This window comes from Thermococcus atlanticus, from assembly GCF_054657855.1.
In genome coordinates, this window is record NZ_BAAHXX010000001.1 from 437,075 (window position 1) to 458,200 (window position 21,126).

Sequence of the window (21,126 nt, forward strand, 5' to 3'; positions counted from 1 at the left end):
GCAGGATATCAGGGTGATGACGTGAGGCTGAGTACTCCTCTGAACGATAAAAGCGTTCTTAAGCTGAAGGCGGGCGATATCATCAATCTTTCCGGCATAATATACACGGCGAGGGACATGGCCCACCGGAGAATGGTTGAGCTCGGCCCTCCGGCTAACCTCAATGGGGCGGTGTTATACCACTGCGGGCCTGTCGTAAGAAAAACCGGGGAAGGGTATGAAATCGTCTCAGCAGGCCCAACGACGAGCGCAAGGATGAACCGCTATCTCGATGAAATCCTTTCCATGGGTGTTAAAGGAATAATAGGAAAAGGGGGCATGAATCCGGAGCCCTTCAGGGAGCACAGGGCGGTTTATTTTGCCTTCACGGGGGGAGCAGGGGCCTTAGCTGCCAGAAGCATAAAAAGGCTTGTCAATGTGTTCTGGCTTGATGAACTGGGCATTCCGGAGGCGGTCTGGGTTCTTGAGGTCGAGGATTTTCCGCTTCTCGTTGCCATCGACGCACACGGAAACTCGCTCTACCGTTAAAGCTCATCCTTCAATCCCATTGGTGCCTCTCCGAACAGCCTCTCATCCATTTCCCTCAGTCTCGGGCTGATCATGGGCTCGAACTCCATGTTGGCGATTATATCCCTCTCGACGTCCACTCCGGGAGCATATTCTTCGAGCACGAGGCCTCTGCGGGTGAGCCTGAAAACTGCCCTCTCCGTGATGTAAATCACTTCCTGACCCTTTTCCAGCCCGAGGGATGCATTGTAGACCACCTTGTGGGCCCGCCTCACGAACTTCCTGATGTCTCCGTCCCTTACTATCTCCAGGCGGCCGTTTCTAACGCGGAGTTCCTTCTTTCCGGCCGTGAAGTGTCCGGCAAAGAACATCCTCGGCGAGCCGTAGGAAATCACCGGAAAGCCTCCGGGGCCAGGGAGTCTGCCGGGAAGGAGCGATGGGTTCACGTTTCCCTTTTCGTCCACCTGCATGAAGCCCAGCGATGCGGCGTCAATAATGCCCCCCTCGTAGTTGGCGAACTGGTCCGGCTGGGAGATTATCGCGAAGGGTCCTATGGATGCCCCGAAGTCCGGGCCGCCGAGTGCTATGCCTCCAAAGGGGCCGGACTCAACAGTTGTGAATACCCACCCTGAGACGCCCTCCTCCATCGCCACACCTGCCACCCTGTCGGGTATCCCTATGCCGAGATTTACGAGGATCGGCCTGCCGAGCTTTTTGGCAAGCTCAATCATTTCGAGGAGGATTCTCCTTGCTATAACCTTCTGTGTGCTCAGGGGAAAGCTCCGGAGCGACAGGGGCGGAATTACCTCACCCGAAATCGCAGGGTCATATTCTATGTTTGCACTCTGTCTGTGGTATTCCTCAGGAGAAACGACGACGTAGTCGACGAGGGTGCCGGGAACCTTCACGTCCTGCGGATGAAATGATGGAAACCTTGCAATCCTTTTCACCTGGGCTATAACAATCCCCTTGCCCGGCTCTGCTTTGGCCGCCTGAGCTAAGTTGAGTATCTCGGTGAAGGCTCCCTCATGCTCGGTCGTGATGTTTCCAATCTCATCCGCTGTTGTTCCCCGGATGAATGCAACATTTGGCTTAGGAGCGCGGTAGAAGAGGTATTCCTCACCGTCTATCTCGACCACGTCTATCCTGCAGCGCCTCCTTTCCGCTGCGAGGTCATTCAGGTAGCCGCCATCCTCCCTTGGGTCGAGGAAAGTCCCGATACCCACCTTTGTGAGAACACCGGGCAGGCCCCTCGAAACCTCCCTGAAAAACCATGAAGCAGTTCCGATTGACCACGTGTATCCCTCAATCCTGTTTTCCTGAATCAGCCTCTGGAGGTAGGGCGACCAGCCGGGATACGTCACCAGAATTCCGCTCAGGAAGTCCTGCCCCTCATCCCTGTATATCTCTTCCATTATCTTATCCAAAATCCTGTCGGGAGCCGTTGGAATTGGATTCACTTCGAGAAAAATCCTTTTTGGATGGCCGGTCTCTTTATATCTTTCGAAAAGTTTAAGGAGCAGGTATTCCGGGGCCACCAGCAGGTTGAAACCGGAGACCGCTATTACAGCATCGTCAGGAACAGCAAACACAGCTCTCTCGGCATCCACAACCTTCACCTGAAACACCTCCTCTCGTTTATCGGGGCTATGACGCTTTCGTAGAACTCCCTAAGCTTCCTTGTGTGCTCCTCGATCCATTCCCCGTCGACCTTCCTTCGTGCGACCCCCTCCCTCATCGCCTGCTCCCCAACGGCCCTCGCCACTTTTGGCGGCACCTCAGGGTTCAGCGGTGATGGCATTATGCGTTCATCCACGGGCTCCTCAACGGCATCCGCGATGGCCTTTGCCGCCTCAATTATCATTGTGTCCGTTATAGTCTTCGCCCTCACATCGAGGGCACCTCTGAAAATCCCCGGAAAGCCGAGAACGTTGTTGACCTGGTTTGGATAATCGCTCCTTCCTGTTGCGACTATTTTAGCTCCCGCCTTTCTGGCTTCGTCGGGCAGTATCTCCGGAACGGGATTTGCCAGAGGGAAGACGATGGCATCATCGCTCATCTTTGCTATCCATCCGGGCTTTATAACCCCCGGACCAGGCTTCGTGAAGGATATCAAAACGTCAGCATCTTTCACCGCCTCCTCGGGCCCTCCGCTTATGCCCTCGGCATTCGTCCTGCTCAAAAGCCAGCCCCTGTAGGGGAACAATTTTTCCAGATCCATGTCCCCCGTTAAAACAGCCGGCCTGCCGTCAACGAGCTCAACGACCCTGACGTTCCCGGGCTTCACCCCTGCTTTTGTTAGAATCCTGAGAACCGCAAACCCCGCAGCCCCGGCACCAAACATGGCCACTGCAATCTCATCAATCTCCTTTCCAACAACCTTCAGGGCATTTAAAAGCCCCGCCAGAACAACGGCCGCTGTCCCCTGCTGGTCGTCATGGAAGACAGGAATGTCAAGCTCCTCCCTGAGTCTGTCGAGGATGTAGAAGCACTTGGGTGATGCTATGTCCTCAAGGTTTATACCCCCAAAGGTCGGTGCTATCGCCCTGACAACCTCAATGAACCTGTCCGGGTTCTGCTCGCTGACCATTATAGGAAACGCATCAACACCGCCGAAGTGCTTGAAGAGCAGAGCTTTACCCTCCATAACAGGCAGGCCTGCCAGAGCACCGATGTTTCCAAGGCCCAGAACCCTGCTTCCATCGCTCACAACGGCCACGAGGTTGCCTTTGCTCGTGTACTCATATGCTTCATCAGGATTTCTGGCTATCTCCCTGCAGGGCTCTGCAACCCCGGGCGTATATGCCAGGCTGAGGTCGTGTCTTGTTTTTAGAGAAACCTTGGGGATTACTTCGATTTTGCCATTTCCCGGAAAGTTGTTTTTGTGGAAGGCCAGAGCCTCCTCCCTAAGCCCTCCCATCTTCGCCACCTGCTTTGAGTTTTTCCACCCCAATGCTCTCCGCTATACTGTTAAGCTCCTCCAGAACCTTCCTGTAAATTGGGATGCCAATCTTCAGTCTTGTTTGCATCGTGAGGAAGCCCTTTTCGCCATGAATCCATATCCTCTCAAAATCGGGATGCCTCCTTGAGCTTTTCAGCTCATCAATCATCCTGCTCATCTTCTCCCTGAACTCCTCGGGAGGGAGGAAATCCTCGATATTAATCGCCATGAAGAAGTGGCCAACCTCGCTGTGCTTTTCGCTCGTGTTTTTGACATGCCTGCTCCAGGTTCCGCCGCCCAGAATTCCGGCCAGAATATCCACCATCAAGCTGAGCCCGTATCCCTTGTGTCCGCCGAAGAGCTCCCCGAAGCCTCCTAACGGAAGCAGTGCCCCGCCGCTGAAGACCTTTTCCACGTCGGTGGTTATATTGCCCGCGCTGTCAATAGCCCAGCCCTCCGGAATCGGCTTTCCCTTCCTGCGGTAAACCTCAAGCTTGCCTATTGGAACCACGCTGGTTGCCATATCGAGCAGAAACGGCCTGTCTCTGGCTGGAGCTGCTAGAGCAATTGGATTCGTCCCTAGGAATCTCTCCACCCCGCCTGTCGGGGCAACCAGCGGGCGAGAGTTGGTCATGCTTATTCCTATCATCCCCTCCTCAGCCGCCATTAAAGCATAATAACCCGCTATGCCATAGTGATTGCTGTTTCTCACTGCAACAACCCCTATTCCGCCCTCTCTGGCTTTTTTAATTGCCAGTTTCATTGCTCTGTATCCAACGACCTGACCCAGGCCTTCATCACCGTCTATCAGGGCATAGGACGGCCCTTCTCTTACGATTCTGATGTTGGGCTTCAGGTTTATGCCGCCGCTGAGAATTCCATCAACATAGCGCTTGAGCCTCTGAACACCGTGGCTTTCAATCCCCCTCAAATCAGCCATGATCAGGTTGTGCGCCACTATCTCCGCATCCTTCTCGGGCACCTCAAGCTTTGTGAGAACCCTTACGACAAAAGAGAAAAGCTCATCCCTTGAAACCCTCACGTAGTTCTCATCAATGTAGCCTTTTTCAAACATAACACCACCAGAAGAGATTCTGCATGGAGGATTAAAGACTTTCCGGAAGCTGGTGGACCGGGCGGGATTTGAACCCGCGGCCTCCGCCTTGCGAGGGCGGCGCTCATACCAGGCTGAGCTACCGGCCCGTGCCCATTTAAATGAGACCTGCAATGCCTTAAAAGTTTTTGGGTTGGGATAAGCTCAATAATGCCCCAGAATTTGCAATTGCCGGACACACCAGCAGTGTGCGGGCGGTGGAATCAGACAAAACTGGGAAACCTTTATATCCTTATGGGGTTTAAAAGAGAATGCCCGGGGAGTGCCGCCGAAGGCGGAGCCAATGAACTTGGGCGGGTTATTACCCCTTTATTCTCCGATAACCTGCACCACAACCCTCCTGTGCCTCGGCCGGACATCAAGCTCCACGAAGAAAATCTGCTGCCACGTCCCTCTGACAAGCCTTCCGTCCACAACCGGCAGAACGAGGCTCGGCCCGAGCAGCGTCGCCCTCAGGTGAGAGTGCGCATTGTTGTCAATCCTGTCGTGAAGGTATCCCCTGCCCTTGGGGACAAGCTCTTTTAAAAGTCTCCTAAAATCTTCAAGGAGGCCTGACTCATGCTCTATTGCAACTATCGCTCCTGTGGCACCGGGAACGAAGACTAGAACCTGCCCGTTCTTGATGCCACTTTCCCTGACAAAGCTCTCAACCTCGGAGGTGATATCAATAAGGTCAATCTCCCCCTTTGTTGCGAAGTGAAGCTCAACATTTGCCGTTTTCACAGGGACACCCCCGGCGGATTTGATTATATGAATTCCTCCACACGTTTGAGCTTTTCAAGAACCTCTATTGGGTTTCTCCCGAAAATATAGACGACCGGTTCTATTCCGAACGCACCTCTATCTATCACGGCATCCCATTCATTCCCACGGAACTTCTCCGCTATCATTTCTACCGTCTGCTCCTCGTCCCTTCCGTCCTCTTTTATCTCCGTGGTTCTCAGGCCCGCTTTCTTCAGGGCATTCAGAACCCTCCCGTCAAATCGGATGTTCAGAACGCTCCTCGTCCCCGGTGATATTTTTGAGAGCTTGATCAGGATGGCAGCGGTATGCCTGCTGGCCCCGAATTCCGGTGGAAGGGCGAAGAGCTTACCCTTCACAAGGGTTATCCTTCCCGGGACGGCCGCAACATCCCTGTAATCCCCGGGGTTTGGAAGTGCATAGACAAAGTTGCTCCTTATTTCCGGAAGGAGCTCAGCAAATTTGGGGTCATTAAGCAGCTCCCCAACTGCAAGGTTTAGCATCTCAAGGACTCCGCTACGTGAGGGTGCTGTAATGAAGAGTTCCCTGCAGAAAGTGTCATCTTTAAGTCCTGCATATTTAAGATACGCCCGACACCCGGTCTCGCTGTCAAAAAACTCCATGAACTTCTGGGTGACGAATTTTATTACATCTCCCTTTTCCGCCCCATAGAGTATCAGATTCGCTATCTCGCCGGCCATTCTGTCAATCAGCTCCTGAACTTCGGGATCAGGCTTTTTGTATTTTTCCGAAAGATATTTGCTCACCATGGCCTGTGTTATGTCAAGAATTTCGGCTATTTTTGCCTGCGTGAATCCCTCCGCATAGAGAATTCGGGCTATCCCTGCCCTGAGGGCGGGCATTATCTCCTCAGACCAGAACGTGCAGGGGCTCTTCATAATCCATCCCGTAATAAAATCCCAGAACCCGGTTATAAGCTTTGTCTTTGGACATAAAAATGTCAAAAAAGGTTTAAATACCGGCACAGTTTTACATGAGAAGGGCTTCTATGGACTGGAAGAACAGGGATGTTATAAGCATTAGGGATTTTTCTAGGGAGGATATTGAATTTGTTTTAAAGACCGCGGAACGGCTTGAGCGGGAACTGAAGGAAAAGGGGCATCTTGATTATGCGACGGGAAAAATACTGGCGACGCTCTTCTTCGAACCCTCAACGAGGACGAGGCTGAGTTTTGAGAGTGCAATGCACCGCCTCGGCGGGAGTGTGATAGGCTTTTCGGAGGCATCGAGCACGAGCGTCAGAAAGGGAGAGAGCCTCAGGGACACCATAAAAACGGTCGAACAGTACAGCGACGTCATAGTCATCAGGCACCCGAAGGAGGGGGCCGCGAGGTTAGCAGCCGAGGTGGCGGATATCCCGGTTATAAATGCCGGCGACGGGAGCAACCAGCACCCAACGCAGACCCTGCTCGACCTATACACCATAAAGAGCGCCTTTGGAAAGATTGATGGCCTGAGGATAGGCCTTCTCGGGGACTTAAAGTACGGCAGAACTGTGCACAGCCTGAGCGAGGCTTTAACCCACTACGACGTGGAGCTGTACTTAATTTCGCCGGAGCTCTTGAGGATGCCCAGGCACATCGTGGAGGAGCTCAGGGAGAGGGGCATAGGGGTCCACGAGACGGGCGATCTGGAGGGCGTGATTGGCGAGCTCGATGTCCTCTACGCAACGAGGATTCAGAAGGAGCGCTTCCCGGATGAGCAGGAGTACCTAAAGGTCAAAGGAAGCTATGTAATTGACTGCGAAGTCCTGAGGAAGGCAAAAGAGACCCTAAAAGTCATGCACCCGCTCCCGAGGGTGGACGAGATACACCCGAGCGTTGACTCCTCAAAACACGCCATCTACTTCAAGCAGGTGTTCTCGGGGGTTCCCGTCAGGATGGCCCTGCTCGGATTAACTCTGGGGGTGCTGTGAATGAGTGCCGATTTAAGGGCGCATTCCACTCAAAGGACTTCAGGAGATGCAATTGGGTCCGAGCTGGTGGATAAGGCCCCCAATCGTTTCCGCCAGCGCTTTGCGGAGCAGAGGACTGTTCTGGGGGTGTTATGAATGGCGGAGCTAAAAGTGACGGCCATTAGGGAGGGGACGGTGATAGACCACATTCCCGCGGGGAAGGGCCTCAAGGTAATACGGATACTCAAACTCGACAGGCTGAACGGCGGGGCGCTCCTGCTGGCGGCGAACGTCCACAGCAAGAAGCTCGGGAAGAAGGACATAGTAAAAATAGAGGGGCGCTTTTTGAGCGAGGAAGAGGTGAACAAAATCGCACTGATAGCGCCGAGCGCCACCGTTAACATAGTCAGGGACTATAAAGTCGCGGAGAAGTTCAAGGTGGAGATTCCCGGGGAAATAAGCGGCATACTCAAGTGCGCAAATCCGAACTGTGTGAGCAACCATGAGTACACGACACCGAAGTTCTACGTCATTTCAAGGGAGCCCCTGAAGGTGCGCTGCCACTACTGCGAGAGAACCATGGAAGAGGAGGAAATCCTCACCAATCTTTAGAAAAGCTTATATTCTCCTTCCCCTTTTTTTTTCTATGGGGAGTGGTATGGAAAGGCAAATAAAGGCCATGGTTCTTGTACTCCTTGTTATTCTCGCTGCCGGTTGTGTAACCAAAATATCCAATGAAAGCACATCATCGGGGCCTGCTGCTGAAAAACCGGAGGATCTTGAGGTTTACCTCATAATAGAGGAGAAAAACGCCGCCTTTGAAATCGCCACCTTCCATCTGGATGCCATGGGGGTAAGTATAGGGGCTTTTGGAAAGCCGTATCTCCTGCTGAAATCCAGACACATGCCGGAAGAGTTTGAGAGGGGAATAAAGATAAACTTTACACTTGAGGGCAGAGCCAGGAACTGGAAGGGCACGGAGTTCCCCTTCAGCGGCACTGTTGAATATACCATCCATTCTCCCGGAAAGTATGTACTCGTGCTGGAACCCAGTCATGTCCCGGGCAGGTTTATTCTGACACTGGAGAAAAAGGAATCGGGCAGAGTCGGGAAGGAAGTCCCTGAGGACATCTTTGAGGATAGCGGGGCCATTCTCCTGAAGCAGGCCCGTCTTCTCGGGGGAGGACTTTCCAGAAAACTAGAGGATGAGCTGGCGGAAAACAGAAAGCTCGGGCAGCACTACCTCGACCTCTGGGCAAACACGGGAAACATGAGCTATCTCCAGGCCTACAGGGATCTCGGCTATGCGGTCAGGAGCTTCGGCAGGCTGGCGAAGGAGAGGAACCTCACGCCGGTGGAGATGCGCATACTCCTCATGAACCTCATGGCCAACGACTTCTACTACTCCACCCACAAAAAACCCGGCAGGAAAGACCTTACGCTGGTCTTTGACAACAGTTCTCCCTACTACGGCACCATCAGGGTGGAGAACGCCTCAATTCACAGCGGGCTCCCATTCGTCTATTACCGGGCGAGGGGCTTCAGCCTCTATTTTGTGGCAGCACTCCACTGGGCCCAGATATATTATGAAAGAGGTAACTACAGGGAGATGCTCGAAATTCTCAATGAGCTGAAGGCCTACGTCCAGTACGGGGAATACGGCAATAAAACATACGCCCTCCTTAAAAACTACTTCCAGTTCCAGAACGCCAGCATCCCGTGGGTGTCCGGCTATGCTCAGGGGCTCGCGGCTGGGCTGTATGCCAAGGCCTATAACCTTACGGGTGATGAAAGCTATCTGAAGCTGGCCCGGGAGTTCTTAAACTCCTTCAGCCTGCCCCTGTCCAGAAATGGCTTCGTCGTTGAAACGAAATACGGTCCGTGGTATCTCGAATACAACTACTACCCGAAGGAGCTCGTTTTAAACGGCCATATAATCACCCTTCAGGGTCTCTACTACTACTGGGAGGTTACGGGTGATAGAACAGCGAGAGAGCTTTTCCTGAAGGGTGCGGAGAGCGTTAAAAATGCCCTGCCCTACTTCGATACAGGGAGCTGGAGCAGGTATGCGAGCATATACAACTCCTCAAGCGTCTTCTACCACAGACTTCACATAAAGCTTTTGGTGTGGCTCTATAAGACGACGGGGGATAGAACATTCCTGAGCTATGCTGAAAAATGGAACAGCTACCTTGAAAAAAGAGGTTTGAAGCCGGAGAAAATCGAAATCAGTCGAAAGCCTGAGGAAACCTCCGGAGGACCGGGATAACGGCGAGGAGCCCGCCGACGATGTCAACCGCACTCTGGACGGCATTCGGGATTCCTATGACAAGCCAGAACGGCATGTGGAACCACCTCTCCACCTCCGGGATCACCTGCTCCCTCGGGATGTTGAGGTACAGGGGCAGGGCATAGTAGTAGTTGAGTGCAACCATGAGCGGGATTCTTATGGCTGTTCCGATGAGGTACGCCAGGATCAGAAAAGATGCCAGATTGCCGGGCGAATAGCTGTGAGGGGTAAAGCGGGTTATCCTTCTGGCGAGCTCAATGCCGATAACCACTGAAAGCGTCGCCGGTACCTTCATGCTCGCCCCGAGCCACGATGTTGAGGATATCATGGATATACCTATGAAGAGGAGGGCGAGGGCGATGAGGGAGCTTGTGAATCCTAAAAGGAGTGCCACCACAATGATCGGAACGGCCACAAGGTCAATGTCCATCCCCCATGGAGTTTTGACCTTGAGGGGCATTATCTGGAGCAGCAGCGAGAGCGAGAGCATGAGTCCTGTCAGGGCAACTTCCTTCGACCTCATATTCATCACCGCTCCAAATTTTGTTCCATCTTTTAAAAATCTTTGTTCCATAAATAGAACAAACGATGGACACATCTGAGGAGCAAATCCTTTATAGGCTTCCGGATGAGTTCCTATGGGTGGTTCAAAATGAAAATTCCGGATGATCTCAGGAGGGACATTCCTCTTACCGGAGAGGTTATATACTTTGACAACACCGCAACTTCTCTGACGCCAAGGCCCGTCATTGAAGCCATGGATGAGTACTACCTGAAATACAGGGCAAATGTGCACAGAGGAGTTCACAGGCTTTCCCAGATGGCGACCCAGAAGTATGAGGAATCAAGGAAAATCGTAGCGGATTTTATCGGTGCCAAATTTGAAGAGATAGTATTCACGAAGAACACGAGCGAAAGCTTAAACTTAGCTGCTTTGGGACTTGAGGGGGTCTTCAGGAAGGGGGACAGGATTGTAACGACTCCCTATGAGCACCACTCTGACCTGCTGCCATGGCAGAGGCTTGCTGAAAAGCTCGGCCTGAAGCTGGAGTTCATAAGGGGGGACGACGAGGGCAACCTTGATCTGGTGGATGCGGAGAAGAAGATTAAAGGGGCGAAGCTTGTTGCCATCCAGCACGTCTCAAATGCCCTCGGCGTCATCCACGAGGTGGAGGAGCTCGGAAAGATGGCAAAGGAGGAGGGGGCAATATTTGTGGTTGATGCCGCCCAGAGCGTCGGCCACATGGAGGTCAATGTCAACAGGCTCCACGCCGACTTTCTGGCTTTCTCGGGGCATAAAGGGCCGCTGGGGCCGACGGGGATAGGCGTGCTTTACATAAGGGAGGAGTTCTTCGACGTATTTGAGCCTCCGTTCATAGGCGGGGGAACGATCGAGGATGTTGAGCTCTGCTGTTACACCCTGACGGAACCTCCGGAGAGGTTTGAGGCGGGAACACCGAACATAGGCGGTGCGATAGGTCTTGCTGCGGGGATAGAGTACATCCAGAAAATCGGGCTTGAGCGGATTGAAAAGCAGGAGCACAGGCTCGTTAAGAGGACAACCGAGGGCTTAACCGAGCTTGAGGTTCCGTGGTACGGGCCGAGAAATCTGAAAAAGCACGCCGGAGTTGTGAGCTTCAACGTTCCGCCTCTTCACCCGCACGATGTCGCCGCCGTTCTGGACGACCACAACATAATGGTGCGCTCAGGCCACCACTGCGCCCTGCCCGTTATGAAGAAGCTCGGAATAAACGGAACTGTTAGAGCTTCGTTCCATGTCTACAACAGCCTTGACGAGGTTGAGACATTCCTTGGAGTCATGGAGGAGCTTGTTAAAAGTTTGCGTTAGTTTTTTTCTTTACTTTTTTCAATGAAGTAGAGCAACATCTTCCTCTGAATTATGGGTACGAAAGGAATTCTTACAATCAGTCCTTTAAGGGCCCCATTTTCCTCGTAGATTAAAATTGACTCTTCTCCATCCCTGATGAAGAGACTTTTCACATCATACGCATTATTTGAAAACATCGCCTCAGCGAGCACATCCATGAAATCCTCGGATTTTCTGTTCAAGACCCTTTCAAGAGGCATGTATCTGACCTCCTCCCCTTTGCGAGGGTTCAGCTTAACCCCCCGCCAATGACGGGGAGGTTTGAGGGGTTCTCATCAGGGTAACCCTTGAAAAGGGTTCTTCGAACCCCTCCGGCTCGGTCTTGAGCCAGTTACCCCTACCCGCCAGAGCAGGCAGGCTCGGGGTTATCGTTCTAACAGTCTTCTTCAAAATGTTAAACGCTCCAACTAAATCCGCATTCAAGACAACGCCCTCTCCGCGGCACTTAAACAAACCCCTAAAGACTCTACCATCAGAGTGGCGTTGGCCGCAGAGAGGGCAAAGCTTAGACGTGAAAGCTTCATTCACGACTTCAACAACAATACCATACTCCTCGGCCACTTCTTTGAGCCTTTGAATCAGAGTATTGAACCGCCACACGTGGGAGAGAATAAAGTTTTGCTTTTTCCCCTTGTCCGAGTTTCTTGCAATTCCCTTGGGATAACCAACGACAATTCTGCCAACTCCCAATTCGTAAAGTCTTCTAACCGCTTGCCTAACTGCGGTGTTAATGTAATGCTTCGCCTGAAGTTTGGCTTTAGCGTGCATTCTCTTAAGCTTCCTGCTCGTTTTAGCCCCACTCCTGTTGAGTTTGGACTGGTAACTGGCAATCTTCCTCCGCCAGTAAAAGTCAATGCTCTTTAAAGGCCTCCCGTTCACGAGGAAGCTTTCGCCGTTCTCCACGTAAATGGCCATTAAGTTATTCACTCCCAAGTCAACTCCAGCTGAGAGATTTCCTTTTGGAGTTCTCGGGAGTGCAACCCAGCCATCGCTGGTCAGTTTCTCCTCGACCGTGAAGCTTAGATGAGCATACCACTTCCGCTTTACCCCATCATAAGTTATTTCCAACCTTCCCTGCTTGCCCTTCAGGTGAATTCTCCCCTTGAATTGAATTCTAAGCCTGCCAAATTTTCCGAGTCTCCTGAGCTCGATGACGTTTCCCGTAATTTTATACTGGTCGTTTCTGAGTGGAATTATGAAGAGTTTTCTGCCGTTCTTTTCTCTAACGAATTTGGGTGGTTTTGGCTTGAACCATTCCGGCAGTTCTCCTTTCCTTTTCTTCCGGTTGAGGGAGAAGAAGCTCCGCCACGCCTCAGCGTTCTTTCCGGCTAATTGTTGAACAGTTGAACCACCAGTCCAGTTTTTGAAAAGGTGGTAAGCTTCCTTTTCCGTTCCGTTGAAGTCTATTTTCCCGAATTCCTTGAACTGTTTTAAGCGCTGATAATTGAGTCTGTTCCAGATTATGGCTGAAGCGTAAGCTAATTCGAAGAGAATTTCCTCCTGCTCCTTTGAAGGTTGAAGTTTAACCGTTACTGAACGCTTCATCTCAGTGAATAGTATTGGTTTTAAGCTTTAAAAGAGTGTCGCTTCCCTGCTTAATGGCTAATTTGCAGAACACCGTACCCCACCCTAAAGGGCAGGGATTGCAAAAGAAAAATGTCAGGTCTCCAAACCTCTCCAGGAGGGAGGGATATCTCCGGTTTTTCTTTAGGAGGAGTATCTTCACGTCTATTCCCCTGTGTTTTGTCATTTCAAAAACTTTCTTAAATTTCAAAGCCAGTTTTCCATCAATGAAAGCCGCCATGAATTCTCTCTCTGCCCTTTCTGCTAAGTCTTCAACCCTGCTCTTTATGTTCCATTCCCCCTGAAGAGACCAAACCGGGAGCCATTCACCTCTCTGCTCTCTCTGATAACTTTTCAGCTTGATTATGACATCTTCAGAGGATTTCAGGTATTTATCCCTCAATGAAGCGATTACTTTTTCAGGTTCAACTGCTCTGAAATATGCAGGATTTCCTTCACTTATATCTACGAAACCCTTCCTGTGAAGTTCTTTTAAGACGTCATAAACCCTCGGTCTTGGAACTCCACTCTCCTTGGCTATTTCACTTGCTTTTGATGGCCCCAGCACCACCAGAGTTGCATAAATCCTCGCCTCATACTCTCTCAGGCCGAGGAGTTTCATATTTTCAATAACATCATCGCTAACTATCACCATTTTACCCACCTCTTAATTTTGTAACTCACTTGGTTACAACAATCTTATATATCTTCCCATGGTACTGAAGGTCAGGTGATTTAAATGGGCAGGGAGGCTCTACTCATTGAAAATCTAAGAAAAAGCTATGGAAACCTAACTGCTGTTGATGGCATCTCGTTTAAAGTTGAGAAAGGGGAAATCTTCGGGCTATTGGGGCCGAACGGTGCTGGAAAAACCACCACAATAAAAAGCATCATCGGACTCCTGAGACCTGACTCCGGAGAGGTGCGCCTGCTCGGAAGAAGAATGCCGGATAAAAATGTTTTAGGGAGAGTCGGCTACATGCCTCAGGAGCTGGCACTTTATCTGAACCTGACGGTGGAGGAGAACCTAAAATTTTATTCAGGAATGTATGGGATTTCAGGAGAGCTATTTGAAAAGAGGAAGAAAGAAATTTTAGAATTTGTTGGGTTGGAAAGATTCAAAAAGAGGCTTGTGGGTGAGCTGAGCGGGGGATTACAGAGAAGGGCTTCTCTGGCCTGTGCTCTGTTACATGAACCCGAATTTGTAATTCTGGATGAACCCACTGTGGGTGTTGACCCCCATTTGAGGGCCAGCTTCTGGGGACATTTCAGAGAGCTCTCGGAGGGAGGTGTGACTATTCTGCTCACAACTCACTATATGGATGAGGCCATTAACTGTGACAGAGTAGCCATAATGTCCGAAGGACGGATTGTGGCTGTTTCCAACCCGCAAAAACTTATAGAAGAAACCCATTCCAAGAATCTTGAAGAGGCTGTTCTCAAGCTAACAGGCTATACGGAGGGGAGAAAATGAACTGGGGAAGGATTTTAACTGTTTCCAGAAAGGTATTCTGGGAACTGAGGCATGATAGGAGGCTTCTGGTTTATGCACTGGTGACTCCCGTGGTTTTGATGGTGCTCTTTGGTCTGGCATTTGGAGGTCATGTGCAGGATGTTAAAATAATAGTCGTCAATGAAGATAATGGACATATGGCTGCAGATATTATAAAAAACTTTGACAGGGGAACTTTTGTCATAGAGGAAAATATGAACATTAAAAACGCAATTGGGAGTCTTAAAAACGGGGAGTGCTGGGCGGTGATATACTTCCCCAAAAACTTTACGGAGAATATTCTCCATGGAAAATCTTCAATGAAAGTTTACCTCGATAGGAGCAATATCAACATTGCCGAGACGGTTATGTCGGGGGTTAACAGGGCTTTAATAAAAACTCTGGCGGAAAATGGTGCCAGACTTCCAGTTCGCGTGCAATACACTGCCGTCTATGGAAGAGAGGCGAAGTTCATGGATACTTTCTTACCCGGAGTTGTCTCGCTGGCCGTGTTCCTGATTTCCACAATACTTTCGGTTCTGTCTTTTATAGGCGAGAGGAACATGGGGACGCTGGACAGGGCTCTGGCCACTCCCCTGAGGGAAGAGGAGATAGTTACGGGGTATTCACTCGCTTTCGGTATCGTTGGAGTTATTCAGGCTTTGATAATGCTGATCATAGGCATCTTCGGTTTCAATGTTAGAATTGCTGGAAACCCTGTTCTGGCATTTTTCATAGTTTCCCTGCTTGCAGTGGTTGGTGTAAACCTTGGAATGCTCCTCTCAAACACAGCAAAGAGTGAAGCACAGGCTGTCCAGTTTGTTCCAATGGTGGTGGTTCCAACATTTCTTCTCTCTGGAATATTCTGGCCGGTGGAGGCAATTCCAAAATACCTTAGGCCGTTCTCCTACATCCTGCCGCCGACCTACGCCGTCGGTGCTCTGAGATCCGTTATTATAAGGGGATGGGGAATAGAGAAGGTATGGCATGACGTCGCTGTTTTAATATTCTTTGGAATTTTGTTTTTGGGCTTAGCAATCTTTAACATGAAGAAAAAGCTATGAAAATCTTTTTATCTATTTTTCAGGAGGATTGTATGAGGTGGTTCTGATGCTCATTGCCAAACCATGCACAAGCATGAAAGGTATCGTCATCACCCCCCGGGAGAAGTACGACGCCGATCTTGAGGAGCTGTGCGAATGCCTGGCCGGACGGGGCTACAGGATAAAGAGGGTTACCCGATTCCTCGCGCTTCTCTCAGGGGAGCACGATATAACAATCTTTCCGAGCGGCAAAATAATCGTGAAGGACACCTCCGACAGGGAGGAGGCCCTAAAGATAGCTACTGATATCTACGAATGCCTTCAGGCCTACAGGGTGATATGATGTTTGTCCCCGAGGAAATAGCCGAAACCATCAGAAGAATCCGGCTGGAGAATGGTTTCCCCGATACGCCGTTCAGAATAGATGAAATCAGATACGAGGAAAAGGGAGACAAGCTTTTTATAATCGCCCACGACAGGACGGATAAAAGCGTCATCATAGGGAACAGCTTTGTAATCGGGAAGCTGAGAGAGGAGCTTGGTGTAAAGCAGGTCACGGTTTATTCAAACCTCGACCTGGAGATAAAGAGGAGAAAGCTCAGAGAGAACTCCGGAAGGATTGCAGGCACCTTTCTTGAGTTTCTGCAACCGGTTGTGGAAGCGGAGATGAGGTTTCCACCGAGAAAATGGCCGGAAGTCAGGACGGGAGAGAGGGGACTGCTCTTTCTGAGCTTCAACGCAAAAGCCCTTTTGGGATTCGCTGAAAGCTTCGGCATGGAATACAGAGCTGTGGGGATAAAATACGCCTTTCCAGGGCTTGAGTATGAGGCGATTGAGGGAAATGCCGGGGAGATTTTCTTTCCCGATGAGGAGAAGCTGCTGAAGCTGGCGCGGGAAGTGGGGGCTAGAATAGTCATGTCTGACTTCCCATTTGACCTGAAGTTTGCGGGCACCATAGCACTCCTCAATCCAATGCGCTTCTTCCACATCGGCTTTTTCGAGCTCAAATACCTCTTCGGATTTGAAAAGCCGGTGATTTACGATAAAAAAGCTCTCATTGACTTCATAACAGCCCTCGTCTATGAGGGGCTGATGGAGTCCACGGACGGGGCAAACCTGATATGGCGGATGTGGAGGTAACATTTTTATAGTTATTACTTTATGTTATACTCAGGGGGAGTGAGGTGTCCGTCAGTATTTTAGACAAGGTAATGTTCCTCTCAGATGCACTGAATTTGCTGTTCATCTTAATAGTCTCCGTGATTACCCTGAATTATCGGGGGAAGTTTATAGAAAGATTCCCCCCATTAAAGAGATTCTATGATCTCATCCTTTTCAGTTTTGCAATTGCTTTAGTTGGAAATCTCTTAGACGTTGCAGATGACGTTGAGATAAATGGATATTATATCAAAAGTACCTTCCTAAGTCAAATTGAAAGCTGGCTTTTTGCGATTTCTATAGGAATCATCAGTATAGGGTGGATAGTAACCTTAAAAACAATCACAAGCAGAAAGGTTGAAATACCCCTTGTTAAACTGCAAGACAATAAAAAACACACGGTTCACGTTGACCCGGGCCTCTATCTGAGCACGAACGACGATGCCTGCCATACTATATTTGCCTCCCTCCTGCGCCAGCGGCCGGGTCTGGTTATATCGAGGAGTCCTCCGGATATAACCCGGGCCAGAATCGGGATTGAGGAGGTGCCGGTTCTCTGGATAACCAAGGTCGGAGGGGAGAACACAGTACACCCGACGAATCTGCCTTACCTCCTCCACACCCTCGTTAGCTTCTTTGAGGATGGTGACATGCCCAAGACCGTCCTTCTGGATGGCATGGAATATCTGATTCTTGAGAACGGATTCCCTGCAGTCTTTAAATTCCTCACAACCCTGAAGGACTATGCCCTGCTGACGAACTCAATCGTCCTGATGCCCGTGGAGAGCAGGGCTCTCAGTGAACAGGAGCTCAACATGCTCCTCAGGGAGTTTGAAATCATCAGCTGACTGGTATTCTGGGGATAAACCCAGTAATGGCTCAAAAGAAGACGGGCCGGGGCATCAGCTGGGCAGGAACAATCTTTAAATTCTCCATGCCCTAAGGGAGAACGGATTTTAAAAGCAATTAATCAGCTGAGGGAATCAAAATGATAGTCGGGATTGTCGGAAAGATAGCTGCGGGCAAGACAACGGTGGCAAAGTTTCTTGAGGAAAAGGGCTTCTGCCGCATAAGCTGCAGCGATCCGCTGATAGACCTGCTGACCCACCGGGTTGGGGGGTACTCATGGATTCCGGAGCTGCCCGAAAAATCCGAACCCTCAAGGGAGAGGCTCATAGAGTACGGGAAATATCTCAAGGACAGGTACGGGGAGGATGTGCTGATAAGGCTCACGCTGGACAAAATGAGGCACTGCAGGAACGTGGTCATTGACGGTGTGCGCTCAAGGGGCGAGATTGAGGCAATCAAAGAACGCGGCGGCATGATCATCTACGTCGATGCCAGACCCGAGCTCAGATATGAGAGGCTGATGAGGAGAAATGCAAGCAAGGACAGGGAAATAAGGAGCTTTGAGGACTTTAAGGCCATGGATGATGCAGAGGAGGAGCTCTACCGCACGAGCACGCTTAAAAATCTGGCCGATGTCATCGTAGAGAACAACGGAACCCTTGAGGAGCTGAAGCGGAAGGTGGAGGAAATCATCGCGGTGATGCTGACAGTGAGGAGGTGAAACCGTGAAGCTCATCATCATCGCCCCCTGCCTCCTCAGCCCCTTCTACGTCTACAGGGGGCCGAAGGGGAAGGAGTACGAGACGGCCAAGCTAATCAGGGGGCTGATGGGAGAGCTCGGTGGGGAATGGCATGTCCTGGCATACCCGTGCCCCGAGTTTGAGGCGATGGGATGGCCGAGGGCCCCTGCGAGCAGGGAGGTCTATGAGAGGCTCGGCATGCGGGAGAGGGCGAAGATAATAGCGGACTTCATAGGGCGGATTATAGGCGAGGAAAAGCCCGCGAAGGTCATCTTCGTGGGGGTTAAGGGCTCCCCGACCTGCGGGGTCTTCCACACGAGCTCAAGCGACCCGGAGAGCTATCCCTACAGGGAAATGCAGGAGTTCCGCTACATGGGGAAGGAGGAGAGGATTGAAAGGTCCAGAATGCTCGTGGAGGAGCAGGGGTTCCGGATTATCAAAAGGCCGGGAATACTCTTTGAAATCCTCATGGCGAGGTTTCCGAACGCTCTGTATGTGGAGTTCGACAAGGACGACATTGGGGGGAGTATGGAGAGATTGAAGGCCGCGCTGGAGGGGAGTATATGAGAGCATTGAAATGGAAGATTACACAAAGAGTTGGCCATTTAAAGAAGAGACCTTATCAAGCTGTACTTGTGGTAGTTATTGTTACATATTTATCCTTAATGATGGCCATATTAATCAATATAATGCCCTCTAAAGATTTTAATTTTGTTATGTGGTTTTATAGCACTATTATCCAGCTAAACGGGGCGATTTTGGGTGTTATAATTGTTATTTTAAGTCTCTCTGTTGTCGTGCTCCCAAAGAAGGTAATAGTGTTGTTTAAAGAATTTCATTTTGATTACTTAGAGCTGACCATTTTGCTTTTGATAATTACAATTCTTATATCTTTTATTGGTCTTTCATATGGGACAAATAGCAGAAATACTGGAATTTATTTTGCAGCATTTCTTTTTGAGGGTATAAGTATATGTGTATTGGGCTTATTTCTGTTGGAATTGGCTCGGAAGTTTAATACTATTTTGAGGTATTATATTGAGGAAACTCGAACAGACGAAGTTATAAACAACATTAAACTTAGAATTGAGAATAAAAACCTTATTTTATCTTCCCCTGAATATCTCTTGCATTTTGTAGAAGGTGTCTTTCAGATCTCATTATTTGAAGAAGATGAGTCAGTTGCTAAACCTATAGGAGAATCTAAATGGGAAGAACTCTCAAATAAAGGCCTTATAGACGAAGAAGGGATACCATTAGTTAGTTTCCCTGAGTGCTTTGAAAAGTTAAAAAGTGGAATGATCCTTTGGTTAAACGGGGTATTCAAACTGGTGGACGTACAAGGGAGGGCATACCATATTCATGTAGAGGCCACTATCCAGTATAAAAAACATCAATTAAAGCTAAGGGGATTATCAGTACAGTACCTTCCAGAAGAACAGTACAAAATGGTAAAAGAGCAGAGAATCATCATAATGTGAAGGTCTTTACGAAATCTGGGATGGTTGTGATTGCTCTATTATCAGCTTTGTTCCACTTGGTTTGGGAAGGATGAAAGCTGCACTGGAGGAGGGGCCATGAGGGCGCTCATCGTGTACGTCTCCATCCACCACAAAAACACGGAAAAAGTCGCAAAGGCGATGGCTGACGTTTTGAACGCCGATTTGAGCAAACCGTGGAAAATAAAGCCGGAGGAGGTTATGGAGTACGACCTCGTGGGCTTCGGCTCCGGAATCTACTGGTGGAGGCACCACTGGGCGCTCCTCAAGCTCGTGGAGGATCTTCCAGGAATGGAGGGAAAGAAGGCCTTTATCTTCTCAACAGCCGGAATGAACATTCCCCGGTACAACCACAGGGCTCTGAAGAAAAGACTCAAAGAGAAGGGCTTTGAAATCGTTGGCGAGTTCTCGTGCAGGGGATGGGACACAAACGGCTGGCTTGCGAAGATAGGGGGAATAAACCGGGGGCATCCAAACGAGAGGGACCTGGAGAGGGCGAGGAGGTTTGCTGAGAGGCTTAGAATGATTGCTTAATGGTCTGATTTGAAGCATTTAGAAGAACTGCTGGGAAAATGATAAATAACACTTCCACCAAATGTAGATAGGTGAAAAAATGGGAATGGAGATAAGAAAAGGGAAGGTATCCCTTTCAAAAGAGCTTACGGACCTGGATAGATTTGTCCTCGACGTCGTGGGACTCATCGAAGAGTTCTTTCCCTATGTCATTGTCAGCGGGTATGTTACGATACTCTTCGGGCGATCGCGTGGTACTGAGGATATCGATATAGTGATACCGGAAGTTGAGAAGGAAAAGTTTGAGAAACTCTGTCGGGAAGCTATCAAAAGAGGTTTTGAATTTATAAATCCCGAAAACTGCGAGGGTCTTTATGAGATGCTTGAAGAGAGAATGGCAATTAGAATGGCACGGATGGGGGAGATAATCCCCAATGCGGAGATAAAATTTCCAAAGGACGCCTTCCATAGAGATGCACTTGAAAAGAAAATTCCTGTAAGTCTCAATGATAACACCATTTACATCTCCCCGATAGAGCTCCAAATCGCCTATAAGCTCTATCTTGGAAGCGACAAGGACATAGAAGATGCCTTCTTTCTGTATGAACTGTTTAGGGAAGTAATTGAATGGGGGGTCTTAAAAGAGTATGCGGGGAGGCTTGGGGTTGAAATTCCGTTCTAGGCGCGACATGAAGGAGAGGCTATCCTTCATAAGGTTCTACGTTAAAAAGCTCAGGGAGAATCCGGACAGGATTTTCAAACAGCAGACCAAGCTTGTGAACTCCTTCCTCAGGTCTGCCAGAGACTTCCCGCTGACGAAGGAAGAATACCTGAGAATGAAGGGTGAATTGAGGGTGAAGAAGAACTAAACGA

The 21,126-nt window shown here is 49.9% G+C and carries 25 protein-coding genes and 1 tRNA gene; 16 read left to right on the top strand and 10 right to left on the bottom strand.

Going from position 1 to position 21,126, the window contains the following annotated elements:
* Window positions 1–21: 21 nt before the first annotated feature.
* A complete protein-coding gene (locus ACYQ27_RS02310; RefSeq protein WP_456453406.1) occupies window positions 22–528 on the top strand; it encodes a FumA C-terminus/TtdB family hydratase beta subunit in 507 nt (168 codons plus the stop codon).
* Here ACYQ27_RS02310 and ACYQ27_RS02315 read toward each other — a convergent pair.
* The 6 genes from ACYQ27_RS02315 to ACYQ27_RS02340 form a co-directional block, all read right to left on the bottom strand.
* Window positions 525–2,126, bottom strand: a complete 1,602-nt coding sequence (locus tag ACYQ27_RS02315) for an acyl CoA:acetate/3-ketoacid CoA transferase (protein WP_460040925.1) — start codon at window positions 2,124–2,126, stop codon at window positions 525–527. The genes ACYQ27_RS02310 and ACYQ27_RS02315 overlap by 4 nt on opposite strands.
* Window positions 2,123–3,427: an NAD(P)-dependent malic enzyme gene (locus ACYQ27_RS02320; RefSeq protein ID WP_456453404.1), complete on the bottom strand. Its 1,305-nt coding sequence runs from the start codon at window positions 3,425–3,427 to the stop codon at window positions 2,123–2,125. The genes ACYQ27_RS02315 and ACYQ27_RS02320 overlap by 4 nt, the downstream gene beginning before the upstream one ends.
* Window positions 3,414–4,523, bottom strand: coding sequence for an Ldh family oxidoreductase (locus ACYQ27_RS02325; protein WP_456453403.1), 1,110 nt, complete (start codon window positions 4,521–4,523; stop codon window positions 3,414–3,416). The genes ACYQ27_RS02320 and ACYQ27_RS02325 overlap by 14 nt, the downstream gene beginning before the upstream one ends.
* 50 nt (window positions 4,524–4,573) lie before the next feature.
* Window positions 4,574–4,651: transfer RNA gene (locus ACYQ27_RS02330), tRNA-Ala, on the bottom strand.
* A 220-nt stretch (window positions 4,652–4,871) separates the two neighbouring features.
* Entirely contained in the window at window positions 4,872–5,285 is a 414-nt protein-coding gene (locus ACYQ27_RS02335) for a secondary thiamine-phosphate synthase enzyme YjbQ (RefSeq protein WP_456453402.1), read from the bottom strand.
* 23 nt (window positions 5,286–5,308) lie between these two features.
* On the bottom strand, window positions 5,309–6,202 hold the full coding sequence (locus ACYQ27_RS02340; protein ID WP_456453401.1) for a thiamine-phosphate synthase family protein: 894 nt from the start codon (window positions 6,200–6,202) through the stop codon (window positions 5,309–5,311).
* A gap of 110 nt (window positions 6,203–6,312) precedes the next feature.
* Between ACYQ27_RS02340 and pyrB the strand changes: the two genes are divergently transcribed.
* The 3 genes from pyrB (at window position 6,313) to ACYQ27_RS02355 (ending at window position 9,487) form a co-directional block, all read left to right on the top strand.
* Window positions 6,313–7,239, top strand: a complete 927-nt coding sequence (gene pyrB, locus ACYQ27_RS02345) for an aspartate carbamoyltransferase (RefSeq protein ID WP_456394274.1) — start codon at window positions 6,313–6,315, stop codon at window positions 7,237–7,239.
* A gap of 135 nt (window positions 7,240–7,374) precedes the next feature.
* The gene (pyrI, locus tag ACYQ27_RS02350) at window positions 7,375–7,830 is read left to right on the top strand and encodes an aspartate carbamoyltransferase regulatory subunit (protein WP_456394260.1); all 456 of its coding nucleotides are present in this window, start codon (window positions 7,375–7,377) and stop codon (window positions 7,828–7,830) included.
* A gap of 34 nt (window positions 7,831–7,864) precedes the next feature.
* On the top strand, window positions 7,865–9,487 hold the full coding sequence (locus ACYQ27_RS02355; RefSeq protein ID WP_460040926.1) for a D-glucuronyl C5-epimerase family protein: 1,623 nt from the start codon (window positions 7,865–7,867) through the stop codon (window positions 9,485–9,487).
* On the opposite strand, the gene ACYQ27_RS02360 is transcribed toward ACYQ27_RS02355, so the two are convergent.
* Window positions 9,447–10,037 (bottom strand): hypothetical protein, encoded by a 591-nt coding sequence (locus ACYQ27_RS02360; protein ID WP_456394273.1) that lies wholly within the window; start codon window positions 10,035–10,037, stop codon window positions 9,447–9,449. The genes ACYQ27_RS02355 and ACYQ27_RS02360 overlap by 41 nt on opposite strands.
* A gap of 123 nt (window positions 10,038–10,160) precedes the next feature.
* Here ACYQ27_RS02360 and ACYQ27_RS02365 point away from each other — a divergent pair, with 123 nt between their 5' ends.
* The gene (locus ACYQ27_RS02365) at window positions 10,161–11,357 is read left to right on the top strand and encodes an aminotransferase class V-fold PLP-dependent enzyme (protein WP_460040927.1); all 1,197 of its coding nucleotides are present in this window, start codon (window positions 10,161–10,163) and stop codon (window positions 11,355–11,357) included.
* Here ACYQ27_RS02365 and ACYQ27_RS02370 read toward each other — a convergent pair.
* Genes ACYQ27_RS02370 through ACYQ27_RS02380 form a run of 3 tightly spaced genes read right to left on the bottom strand, consistent with a single transcriptional unit; the run spans window position 11,354 to window position 13,614 of the window.
* Complete coding sequence (locus ACYQ27_RS02370) at window positions 11,354–11,596, bottom strand: hypothetical protein (RefSeq protein ID WP_456453398.1); 243 nt, start codon at window positions 11,594–11,596, stop codon at window positions 11,354–11,356. The two genes, ACYQ27_RS02365 and ACYQ27_RS02370, sit on opposite strands and share 4 nt — an antisense overlap.
* Window positions 11,597–11,630: 34 nt before the next feature.
* Window positions 11,631–12,941, bottom strand: a complete 1,311-nt coding sequence (locus tag ACYQ27_RS02375) for an RNA-guided endonuclease InsQ/TnpB family protein (protein ID WP_460040928.1) — start codon at window positions 12,939–12,941, stop codon at window positions 11,631–11,633.
* Window position 12,942: 1 nt separating this feature from the next.
* Window positions 12,943–13,614: a TrmB family transcriptional regulator gene (locus ACYQ27_RS02380; protein ID WP_456452232.1), complete on the bottom strand. Its 672-nt coding sequence runs from the start codon at window positions 13,612–13,614 to the stop codon at window positions 12,943–12,945.
* A gap of 84 nt (window positions 13,615–13,698) precedes the next feature.
* On the opposite strand from ACYQ27_RS02380, the gene ACYQ27_RS02385 reads away from it, so the two are divergent.
* The 11 genes from ACYQ27_RS02385 to ACYQ27_RS02435 all read left to right on the top strand — a co-directional run bounded on the left by ACYQ27_RS02385 (window position 13,699) and on the right by ACYQ27_RS02435 (window position 21,122).
* Window positions 13,699–14,433 carry an ABC transporter ATP-binding protein gene (locus tag ACYQ27_RS02385; RefSeq protein ID WP_456452234.1) on the top strand — a complete coding sequence of 245 codons (735 nt, stop codon included), beginning with the start codon at window positions 13,699–13,701 and terminating at the stop codon, window positions 14,431–14,433.
* On the top strand, window positions 14,430–15,515 hold the full coding sequence (locus tag ACYQ27_RS02390) for an ABC transporter permease (RefSeq protein ID WP_460040929.1): 1,086 nt from the start codon (window positions 14,430–14,432) through the stop codon (window positions 15,513–15,515). The genes ACYQ27_RS02385 and ACYQ27_RS02390 overlap by 4 nt, the downstream gene beginning before the upstream one ends.
* A gap of 46 nt (window positions 15,516–15,561) precedes the next feature.
* Entirely contained in the window at window positions 15,562–15,837 is a 276-nt protein-coding gene (locus ACYQ27_RS02395) for a hypothetical protein (protein ID WP_456394254.1), read from the top strand.
* Window positions 15,837–16,634: a hypothetical protein gene (locus tag ACYQ27_RS02400; protein WP_460040930.1), complete on the top strand. Its 798-nt coding sequence runs from the start codon at window positions 15,837–15,839 to the stop codon at window positions 16,632–16,634. Before ACYQ27_RS02395 ends, ACYQ27_RS02400 begins: the two co-directional genes overlap by 1 nt.
* Before the next feature lie 44 nt (window positions 16,635–16,678).
* On the top strand, window positions 16,679–17,500 hold the full coding sequence (locus ACYQ27_RS02405) for a DUF835 domain-containing protein (protein WP_456452240.1): 822 nt from the start codon (window positions 16,679–16,681) through the stop codon (window positions 17,498–17,500).
* Window positions 17,501–17,640: 140 nt separating this feature from the next.
* A complete protein-coding gene (locus tag ACYQ27_RS02410) occupies window positions 17,641–18,222 on the top strand; it encodes an AAA family ATPase (protein WP_460040931.1) in 582 nt (193 codons plus the stop codon).
* A 4-nt stretch (window positions 18,223–18,226) separates the two neighbouring features.
* Entirely contained in the window at window positions 18,227–18,808 is a 582-nt protein-coding gene (locus tag ACYQ27_RS02415; RefSeq protein WP_460040932.1) for a hypothetical protein, read from the top strand.
* Complete coding sequence (locus ACYQ27_RS02420; protein ID WP_460040933.1) at window positions 18,805–19,722, top strand: hypothetical protein; 918 nt, start codon at window positions 18,805–18,807, stop codon at window positions 19,720–19,722. The genes ACYQ27_RS02415 and ACYQ27_RS02420 overlap by 4 nt, the downstream gene beginning before the upstream one ends.
* Before the next feature lie 96 nt (window positions 19,723–19,818).
* Entirely contained in the window at window positions 19,819–20,274 is a 456-nt protein-coding gene (locus ACYQ27_RS02425; protein ID WP_460040934.1) for a flavodoxin family protein, read from the top strand.
* Between the two features lie 79 nt (window positions 20,275–20,353).
* Window positions 20,354–20,935, top strand: a complete 582-nt coding sequence (locus ACYQ27_RS02430) for a hypothetical protein (RefSeq protein WP_460040935.1) — start codon at window positions 20,354–20,356, stop codon at window positions 20,933–20,935.
* On the top strand, window positions 20,919–21,122 hold the full coding sequence (locus tag ACYQ27_RS02435; protein WP_456453959.1) for a DUF8150 family protein: 204 nt from the start codon (window positions 20,919–20,921) through the stop codon (window positions 21,120–21,122). The genes ACYQ27_RS02430 and ACYQ27_RS02435 overlap by 17 nt, the downstream gene beginning before the upstream one ends.
* The last annotated feature ends 4 nt before the right edge of the window (window positions 21,123–21,126 follow it).